At 51.1% G+C, this 9,930-nt stretch carries 10 protein-coding genes; 4 read left to right on the forward strand and 6 right to left on the reverse strand.

From position 1 onward, the window contains the following. A partial coding sequence (locus P8O70_02390) for a hypothetical protein (protein ID MDG2195733.1) occupies positions 1–387 on the forward strand: 387 nt, incomplete at its 5' end. Between the two features lie 137 nt (positions 388–524). Here P8O70_02390 and P8O70_02395 read toward each other — a convergent pair. Next, entirely contained in the window at positions 525–1,667 is a 1,143-nt protein-coding gene (locus P8O70_02395) for an aminotransferase class V-fold PLP-dependent enzyme (GenBank protein ID MDG2195734.1), read from the reverse strand. Between the two features lie 192 nt (positions 1,668–1,859). Here P8O70_02395 and P8O70_02400 point away from each other — a divergent pair, with 192 nt between their 5' ends. Continuing rightward, the gene (locus tag P8O70_02400) at positions 1,860–2,213 is read left to right on the forward strand and encodes a Lin0512 family protein (protein MDG2195735.1); all 354 of its coding nucleotides are present in this window, start codon (positions 1,860–1,862) and stop codon (positions 2,211–2,213) included. Then, positions 2,213–2,575: a Lin0512 family protein gene (locus P8O70_02405; GenBank protein MDG2195736.1), complete on the forward strand. Its 363-nt coding sequence runs from the start codon at positions 2,213–2,215 to the stop codon at positions 2,573–2,575. Before P8O70_02400 ends, P8O70_02405 begins: the two co-directional genes overlap by 1 nt. Positions 2,576–2,579: 4 nt before the next feature. Here the strand turns inward: P8O70_02405 and P8O70_02410 are convergent, their stop codons facing one another. The 5 genes from P8O70_02410 to P8O70_02430 form a co-directional block, all read right to left on the reverse strand. After that, a complete protein-coding gene (locus tag P8O70_02410) occupies positions 2,580–3,341 on the reverse strand; it encodes an SDR family oxidoreductase (protein MDG2195737.1) in 762 nt (253 codons plus the stop codon). Positions 3,342–3,417: 76 nt separating this feature from the next. Beyond that, a complete protein-coding gene (locus P8O70_02415) occupies positions 3,418–4,200 on the reverse strand; it encodes a 3-keto-5-aminohexanoate cleavage protein (GenBank protein ID MDG2195738.1) in 783 nt (260 codons plus the stop codon). Then, positions 4,197–5,546, reverse strand: a complete 1,350-nt coding sequence (locus tag P8O70_02420) for an aspartate aminotransferase family protein (protein MDG2195739.1) — start codon at positions 5,544–5,546, stop codon at positions 4,197–4,199. The genes P8O70_02415 and P8O70_02420 overlap by 4 nt, the downstream gene beginning before the upstream one ends. A 2-nt stretch (positions 5,547–5,548) precedes the next feature. Further along, on the reverse strand, positions 5,549–8,155 hold the full coding sequence (locus tag P8O70_02425) for a TRAP transporter permease (GenBank protein ID MDG2195740.1): 2,607 nt from the start codon (positions 8,153–8,155) through the stop codon (positions 5,549–5,551). A 48-nt stretch (positions 8,156–8,203) separates the two neighbouring features. Continuing rightward, positions 8,204–9,166, reverse strand: a complete 963-nt coding sequence (locus P8O70_02430) for a TAXI family TRAP transporter solute-binding subunit (GenBank protein MDG2195741.1) — start codon at positions 9,164–9,166, stop codon at positions 8,204–8,206. A gap of 575 nt (positions 9,167–9,741) precedes the next feature. Here P8O70_02430 and P8O70_02435 point away from each other — a divergent pair. Then, the coding region (locus P8O70_02435) for a hypothetical protein (GenBank protein MDG2195742.1) at positions 9,742–9,930 on the forward strand (189 nt) is incomplete at its 3' end.

Here is a 9,930-nt window from a genome sequence, read left to right on the forward strand (position 1 = left end):
CTGCGAAGATCCGAGGGAGAGCCAAAAACTACTTTTCTTTTTCAGCTTTTCTACATTGATTCTAGGGTCTGTGCTCTTGAACTTCAGGACTGCCTCAATCCAGATCTTGAGCCTGTTATCTTGACCGATATCGGGATGAGCCAGTCCTTTGAGCCGGAGATGCTTTTATTCACACGGGTGTTGATGTTTGAGAAATTCAACATCAGCTCCGGTGCCACCTTTGCGTTCGACTTCGACATCGCCGAGGTGTTGCTAAAAATGTACGCGAAAAAACTGCAGAAGTTTCCAAAGCTGCCCAAGGATACGAAGCGCTTTCTCTGCTTCTTCAAACTTTACCAGCGGTATGGATACGAGGTGGGCGAAAAATCCATTGAGGATAGCTGGTAGGCTCAGTCAATCAGTGTTTCGATTTCCAAGATTGTGAACTGTTTGTGCCTACTTTTCATGGACAGTGGCTTAAGGTACTTTTGAACTTTTTTGAGGAGAGTACCAATGTCGAAGACTGTCAGCCTTCCTGTGAACATTCAACTGTCCCTCAACACCCCAAGCAACCTCTCCAAATCCTGCTCATTGATATGAAGATGTGGGGCAATCCGTAGTGAATCCCCTCGATAACTAACGAAGATATTTTGCTCAGCCAATTTCCCCACAAAGTCTTCAGACACTCTTCTCTTTGACGATGCTCCCAACAGGTGAGGACTGCGGTGTTGTTTGGGAACCGGAGTCCAGTCTATCTCTTCCAGCACCTGTGTGATCCGGTCATTGATTGCTTCCAGAGTGTCTGCGATGTTTATCACTCCCCAGTCCCCAAGTTGCCGCAGCGCAACCAATCCACCCGGTAGCAACGAGGGAATACTCTTCTGGCCCATTTCGAATCGCCGGACTCCGGATTGATACGGTGCCTCATAGTCCAGAGGTCTCTCGAAGACTTCAGCGCCCTCCCGGCTGAGCCAGGTCTCCTCCAACGGACGTTCCCCATGCCAGCGTGGATCTACATAGAAGAGGCTCAGTCCATATGGAAAGAGCAACCACTTGTAGCCGGCTGCCACCACGAAGTCAGGACGCACTCGCTCGATGTCCAAGGGCAGGGCACCCAGCGACTGAGTAAGTTCCAGGCTCAGGCAAGCTCCCAATGAATGTGTGGCCTCACTGATCACCAACAGGTCGAGCCGTGCACCATTTGTCCAATGACAATTAGGGATGGCCACTAGCTTGGTTTGAGGTGTGAGACAATCCAGCACCGCCTGGGTCCAGTTGAAGTCCTTTGGCGCCTGCACAACTACCAGCTGGGCTCCGGTAACCTGGCTGAGCCGCTGCCAGGGTAGGTATTCTGAAGGGAAGGCTTTCTCCAGCACAATGATTTCATCACCTCGACTGAGCTTCTCTTCAAAAATCCGAGCCACCGTCGAAGTCCCGTAACTGGCAGATGGGATCACTGCATAACATTCCGAATTACCACCCAGTGCTCTTGCGGCCAGCTTCCGGAATTGCTCAGCATCGTCAAAAAAATTGTTGGGCTTGCGCTGCCAAGGTTGACACTTCGACAACACACCCTCGATCAACACCTTGGCTGACTCAACCAACAAGGGTGCATTGTAAGCGCAGTTGAAGTAGGCGATCTCTGGAGAAATCTCGAAGAGGTGACGCTGTGATTCGAGTTGGGCCATCGTTGCTTTCCCTGATGCGATGAATGGATAGAACCGCTGGATGTTCTATCCATTTTACTTTTGCAGTCAATCCCCCGATGATCTCTGCTTTCCGGTTTCAATCCAGCGTTGTCTCTCGGAGAAAAACTTGTCGTTGCTGCTTCCGAAGCTGGAAGTCCGCTATTGATCACAACCCAATACCCTTGAAGATTCATGGCAAAAACCAGAATGGTGATGGAGTTGGGCATGGGAGTATCTCTGGTCAGCCAGAACTACACCAAGGCTGCCTGTCGGGCCGTCCAGGATGCCCTCTACCGCAACTCGCTCAATCTCCCCTTGGCTTTCGGTGCGTCTCCCGCAGACATGATCGTTGAGCTAGAAATCGCTGTACAACAACCCGATCAGGTTGACGTGGTGCAGGTTCAAAAACTGATTCCTCACGGCAAGAGTTCAGTGAGCGTGGTCCACGGTGGACTCGACATTCCCCAGCCGAACGGACTGGGTACAACCACGGTCGCTAATGTTGCTGTGGTTGTTTACCTCGACATTGAACCCGGAGATCGCTGATGCAACGTCTTATTCTTGAAATTGGTACCGGCAATGATCTCTACGGTGGGAACTACACCAAGGCTGCCTGTCGGGCTGTCCAGGATGCAATTCACCACAGCTCACTGATTCTGTTCCGCTCCCTCGACATCTCCCATGAAAAGATGCAGGTAAACGTCACCGTCGGAGTGCAGGAACCCAAAAAGGTCGATCGGGATATCGTTGCCCGTGAATTGCCACGTGGAAATGTATCGGTCGAAGTGACCAAGGGAGGAATGAATGTGGTTGACGAGGTGCACGACACTGTCTCCGTAATCGCCACCGTCGCCATTGAAGCCTGCCTGGAAGTTCCTCCAGGCAAGTGGAAGGTGCTCAGTAACTAAGCCCTCAGAACTGAACCCCACGGGTTAGGGCACCATCAGCCACCAGGTTGGTTCCGGAGATACGGGAAGCCAATGGACTGGCAAGCATCAATACAGGAAAGGCCTGTTCTTCGACTGTACCCATACGTCCGGTTGGGTTGAGGTCCATCGCCAACTTGAACAGGTCCGGGTTGCCCTGCTCGATGTTTTCCCAGACCCCACCGGGGAAGTAGGTGTTGCCCGGAGAGACACTGTTGGCACGAATGTTCTTGGAGGCCAGTGAGAAAGAGATGTGGGCTGTATAGGCGATGATCGCAGACTTAGCAGTTCCATACGGTCCACCAGCAAAGTCGGCTTCTCGTCCAGAGACACTTGAGATGTTGACAATCGAAGCTGAGTCGCTCTGCTCAAGGTAGGGGATCGCCGTGGTACAAGTCCGGACCGTGTGCATTACGTCGATGTTGAAGGAAGCCTGCCAGTTCTCTTCGCTGGTTGGAATTGCCAATGCGCTAACGTTGCAGACGACGATGTCCAGACCACCCAATGCTTTGGTAGAGTCGTGAACCCATTGCTCCAGCGCTTCCTTGTTCCCCACATCGAGAGCGGTTCCCAGCACAGTCGGGCCTTTGCCACTCAGGTCGTCCTGGGCCTGTTGCACTTCGGCGGCATTGCGTGCACAGAAGGCTACGTGAGTGCCTTCTCCCACAAAAGCCTCCACGATCGCCCGTCCGATTCCCTTGGTTCCACCGGTCACTAACGCTTTCTTGCCCTTCAATCCAAGATCCATCTGCTGCTCCTGTTGGTAAGTGTTGAATCGCTGATGTGATCAGCCAATTAGCCAGAGTGTACTTTCCTCTTCCTGTTCAAACAATCATTTCCCACTGACCCAGTTGATCATGTAAGTCCTGTAGTAGGTCTGCGTTGTCCTGTGCGATTGAGCCATCCTGCTTCCACCAGCCATTCTCAAAACCCACCCGACAGTCCCAACCCCGCTTTGCCGCTTCGACCAGGCAGGGGATCTGCCCTAGACCAAAGGCACAAACCATCACTTGTTCCGGAATATCGGTTTCCAGCGCCTGCAGGGTAGTCTCAACCTGATTCAACTCAGCAGGATCACTGTTGCCATCGATGGAATAACGCCCAAGAACCCAGAGGATCGAGAGAGATGCTGGACGCGGTAACACACCCTGAGTGATCCAGTCAAAAAGCTGTCGTAGGTCGTTAGCGTCATAGAGAATGTGCTGGATACGAATTTGGCTTTGGGACAATTCAGCGTAGAAATCCCGCACAACCTTGCTGTCTGGCTCCCGTGCCATTTCCCGAACCGACAATGAGATCCAATACGGACGCAAGTCCAACACCAGTTGGCGCTGTTCAGGAGCCTGATAGATTCCAGCAGCTTCAGTGGTCACCTGTACTTCCAGTGCTGGGACTGTTTCCTTCAACAGGGCGAGGAGTTCCCGGTAGCGTCCAGCATCCAATAGATGTGACTGATCTGCGTTGCGGATGTGAGCATGCAGACCCTGCGCTCCCACTTGCCAGCAAGCCAGGGCGGTCTGTACCAATTCTGGCGAGGTTACGGGCAGAGCAGGATGATCGGTCTTGGTCTTGCGGGCACCATTCGGGGCAACCATCAGGTATGTCATGCGGCTTGATCGAGTGCAGGAAGGGTCGCATTCAGAGTAGAGGAGAGCCGGCTCACGATCAGATCCAATTCCTCATCATTGATGATGAACGGTGGAGCCAGCAGGATGTGATGTCCTCGTCGACCATCAATCGTTCCACCCATCGGATAGCAGAGCAGACCTTGCTGCATTGCGGTGTGGCGAATCTGTTCCGGAAGATTGAATTTTGGATTGAGAGGCTCTTTCGTTTGTTTGTCCTGCACCAGCTCGATCCCAAGGAAGAGACCTCGACCACGGACGTCCCCCACATTCGGATGTTCGGCAAATTGCTGTTGCAGAACTTGGTATAGGCGCTCACCTTTTTCTTTCACTCGCACGGGGAGATTCTGTGAAAGCATCTCCTGGAGAACAGCAACCCCAGCAGCACAGGCCGTTGGATGTCCCTGGTAGGTGTGTCCATGCTGAAAAAATCCACTCCCCTGGGCAATCGCCTGGTAGATCGTGTCCGTGCAGAGCATCGCTCCAATCGGTTGCAGTCCGGCTCCAAGGCCTTTGGCGATGCACACAACATCTGGTGCAATCCCTTCCTGCTCATAGGCAAAGAGGGAGCCAGTGCGGCCCATCCCACACATCACCTCATCCAGCACCAGCAGTACCCCGTACTGATCACAAATCTCTCGGATTCTTCCAAAGTAGCCCGGAACTGGTGCGATGGCTCCTAACGTAGCTCCCACCACTGGTTCTGCGAGAAAGGCAGCGACTCGTTCTGGACCAGCTCTCAGGATCTCAGCTTCCAGTTCATTTGCCACTCGCAGTCCATACTCTTCTGGAGGCTCACCAGATTCAGCGCCACGGTAATAATAGCAGGGTGAAATGTGTGAGACGCCACTGGAGAGCAAGGGCTCAAAAGGTTGCCGTCGCCATTGGTTGCCTCCCGCGCTGAGCACCCCCAGCGTGTTGCCGTGGTAGCTCTGACGTCGAGCAATCAAATGACTTCGCTGCGGCTGATTGATTTCCAGAAAGTACTGACGACACAGCTTAAGGGAAGCCTCCATCGCTTCCGAACCACCACTGACGAAATAGACCCGATCCAGGTTACCCGAGGCATGTTGGATCAACAAATCAGCCAACTGCTCCGCAGGCTCCGTCGTGAAGAAGCTAGTGTGGGCATAGGCCAACTGCTGCAGTTGCTGACAGATCGCATCCAGCACCGGTTTGGCCGAATGACCGAGACAGGAGACTGCAGCTCCTCCGGAAGCATCCAGATAGCGCTGACCCTTGGCATCCACCAGCCAGCAACCTTCACCAGCAACAGCGGTGGGCAACTGAGAATCTGAACGACGCGGAAAGACATGGGACGTGGACATGATCATCCTTGAACTGAGGCAAGACGAGAACGACGACGTTGAGCCAACCAGACCAAGGCCAGCAAAGCCAATGCCGGTAGATAAAACCACTCCTTGGCAGGACGATTGGCTTGTGGCTCAAGCACTGCGATCAAGCGTACGGGATCATCCATGTAGAAGTCAAAACGCTGGAAAGGCTGGAAGTAGGTGGAACCAGGCATGGGTTCTTCAAGAATAACATTTTCGGCATCCACCTGAATTAGAATTCCATTCTCATCCAGCGCCTGCTGCAGGGACTGGTTGGCCTTAAGCTCCAGCAGGATCGTCAGGCTGTTAAGTTCTTCTGGACGATCAAAATCAGGCCCCTCAACATCTAGCCGCACCGTCAGGTTGCGTCCGGTCTGTTCCAACTGCTCTGTCAATTCTGCTCCAGCATAGCGCTGCCAGGGTTCCTGCCATTGATCTAGCCAATAGCCTGGGCGGAACAGCGTGAAAGCCACCAGCAACAGGACAATTGTCTCCCACCAACGACAGCGCACCAACCAGTAGCCCTGGGTTGCGGCAGCAAAGAGCATCATCGCAGAAGCAGCCACCAGAAATACTAAAATTCCTTTGAACCAGCTGACGTCAATCAGCAACAGCTCGGTGTTGAATAGGAAAAGAAAGGGCAGCAGCGCTGTTCGGATATCATACGTGAAGCCTTGGATACCAGTTTTGATTGGATCCCCTTGGCTGATCGCAGCTGCTGCAAAAGCGGCTAGTCCGACTGGTGGAGTATCATCAGCTAGGATGCCAAAGTAGAAGACAAACAGGTGTACCGCCACCAATGGTACGATCAGCCCATTCTGAGAGCCCAACGACACAATCACTGGGGCCATCAACGAAGAGACCACGATATAGTTGGCTGTTGTGGGCAGGCCCATCCCCAGCAACAGGCTCATCACAGCGACCAGCAGAAGCATCAGGATCAGGCTACCACTAGAGAGCATCTCTACAAATTCGCCGATCACCTGGTGGGCTCCAGTCAGCGAAACTGTACCGATGATTACACCAGCCACTCCGGTCGCCACGCCAATGCCGATCATGTTCTCAGCACCGTTGGCTAGTCCACGCCAAAGATCCTGTGTTCCCTGTTGAAAACGTTTACTCCACTGACTTTCTCCACGGAACCAAGCCTTAAGCGGATGTTGGGTGACCAACACAGTAGCCATCACAATCGTTGCCCAAAAGGCAGACAAAGCCGGTGAGAGTCGTTCGATCAATACGCACCAGAGTAACACCACAATCGGTAGCAGATAGTGCAAACCTGTGAGGGCAATCGTTCCTGGTGGTGGAAGCTTCTCCAGATCAATCACTTCTCCAGATTGATCCAAATCTGGTAGCTTCGAAGCCAGCCGAACTAGAAACAGATAGAATCCAGCAACCAACAAGGTGGCAGCACCAAGCGTTAGCCCAGGTAAAACATCTTTGAGCCAACCGAAACCAAAGTAGACCACCATGCTCAGCAGGCCCATTCCAACAAAACCAGCCAGCACACCAGCTACTCGCTGCAGTAGCGTTGTCTGGGTAGGGAGACGTGGGCGCCCTTCCAGTCCAAGCTTCAGGGCTTCCAAATGAACGATGTAAAGCAAGGCGATGTAGGAGACCAACGCTGGCAGGAAGGCGTGACGAATCAGCGAGAGATACGGAGTCCCTGTGAATTCAGCAATCAGAAAGGCCGCAGCACCCATCACTGGAGGGGTGAGTTGGCCGTTTGTCGAAGAAGCAACTTCAACGGCACCAGCCTTCTCGGCAGTGAAGCCCGTCTTCTTCATCAACGGAATGGTGAAGGTGCCAGTGGTCACCACGTTGGCAATCGAGGATCCGGAATAGAGTCCTGAAAGACCTGAGGCCACTACTGCCGCCTTCGCTGGACCTCCACGGAAGTGTCCGAGCAGAGCAAATGCGAGCTGGATGAAGTACTGTCCGGCTCCAGCCCGTTCGAGCAAGGCACCGAAGAGGACAAAGAGGAAAATCATCGAGGAGGAGACGCCCAGCGCGACCCCGAAGACGCCCTCCGTCTGCATCCAGAAATGCCAAAGTGCCTTGTTCAGTGAGGCTCCTTTCCACTGAATGACTTCAGGAATGAATGACTTGTCACCGAAGAAGACGTAAGACAGGAACACTCCGGCCACAACGAGTAGTGGCAAACCAAGAGCACGGTAGACCGCCAATGCAAGACAGCAAAGACCAATTGTAGAAATGATCAAATCAGAGGTGGTAGGAAGTCCAGCACGATCTGCAATACTATCTTTGAAGACGAGCAGGTAGAAGCAGCTACCGGCCCCTAGCAAGGCCAGCAGGATGTCGTACCAAGGAATGGTGTGAGTGCTGTTTTTTCCAAATGGGTGGAGTAGCATAGCGAGCACCAAGCCGAATGCAAGATGTACTTGGCGCACTTCCTGATTATTGAAGACAAGGCTGATTCCAGTCAGGCTGGAAAGCCAAAAGGGAATGCTGCTGGCAACATAAATCTGGAAAAGGGACCAAAGTACGCAGAAGAAAAAGACAGCACGGGCAGAGGTTCCAGAGAGAACACGTACCCGTGCGTCACCAATCGGTTGATCTGAGGTGGGAAGAGAAATAGACATGAAACTCGGGAGGCATCAAGGCAGTCACAGAAGTCACTGCCTGTCAGCTTACATCCAGCCGCGCTCTTTGTAATAGCGCACTGCCCCGGGATGCAGTGGAGCAGAAAGCCCATCGCTGATCATTTGGTCTTCCTTCAGATTTGCAAAAGCAGGATGTAACTTTTTGAAATCAGCAAAGTTGTCAAAGACAGCCTTAACCACGATATACACCACATCGTCAGGAACTTTCGTAGAGGTAATCACAGTTGCACCAACACCAAACGTCGATGTCGCTTGATCATTCCCAGCATACATTCCACCAGGGATGGAAGCGACTCGATAGAAGCTGTTCTCACGTACCAGTTTATCGATCGGAGCGCCTTTGACATCAACCAAATCAACGTCACAAGTAGTGACAGCTTCAGTAATAGCAGCAGCTGGATGGCCAACGGTGTAAATCATCGCATCGATTTTGCCATCACAAAGTGCTTGAGCCATTTCGGAGCCTTTGAGTTCAGCTGCTAGGGCAAAGTCACTCATCTTGATTCCGAAGGCCTCCATGACGACTTCCATCGTCGCACGTTGACCAGAACCGGGATTACCAACATTTACCTTGTAACCCTTCAGGTCTTCAAAACGACGGATCGGCTTATCTCCTCGGGAGAGCAAGGTGAAAGGTTCCGGGTGCACCGAGAAGACTGCACGCAAGTCACTGAACTTGCCTTGATCGGCAAACTTACTCGTACCGTTGTAAGCATGGTACTGCCAATCTGATTGAGCCACACCAAATTCCAGTTCGCCTTCACGAACGGTATTGATGTTGTACACCGAACCACCTGTGGATTCAGCCGAACAGCGGATCCCATGCTTCTTGCGATCCTTATTGACCAAGCGGCAGATTGCACCGCCAGTCGGATAATAGACACCAGTCACGCCACCGGTTCCAATTGAAACAAAGCGCTGCTGCGCTTGTGTGGGCAGAACCCAACTTACAACCAAAGCACCAGCCAGTGCCAAGTGTTTCCAATTCATAAAGCCTCCTGATAGATCGGGGTAGCTGTACCCCAAAAGAACATGATTCAGACTAACCAACTGTCAGTCAAACGACACTATCATGCCACAGTTGGTGGGGAGGTGCAAATTAGGAACAACAAAGAGCGATAATGTGCTGAACGAAATCTAGACAAAGAAGTGTATAGTGGGAAAAATAAGAATTAAGATCCTAAAATTTATTGGGATGGTAGTGCTAAGTACGGGATGTAGTGAGAACGAATCATTTCAATCACAAAATGTTATCAGTGGCTAAAAACTCTATGCCAAAAGAATAACAATCAACGATTTCGATCAGAATAATTCTGCAAACAAATTATCTAAAGAAGAAATTATCAGGAAAATCGAAAGTGAATCAATCTTCTACAAGATAAAAAGTTTGAATAAGTTGGAAAATGAATTTCAGTAATGCATCTCAGTTATCAAAAAGATGTATAGTATTATCAACTATCAAAGTGATTTGGAGTTCATATTTCAAGAAGGGGTGAAGAACTGCCGTAACAAAACAGAGCATGTAAGTTCAGAAATCCATAGTCAACATATTTCACAATGGAAATTTGAACCAAATACCTTGGAAATTTGAACCAAATACCTTAGCTATGAATCAACTTCATTACCAAAATTTACCAAAGTCTAGTAATTCAGAATTTTTTCAACAATACTATCAGGAAAAAAGTTTTATTAATGGAGATAAAATAATTACTTTAATCTTTGAATCAAATACAGATAACACGTTATCTCCATGT

The sequence above is a fragment of the SAR324 cluster bacterium genome (assembly GCA_029245725.1).
Taxonomy (GTDB): domain Bacteria; phylum SAR324; class SAR324; order SAR324; family NAC60-12; genus JCVI-SCAAA005.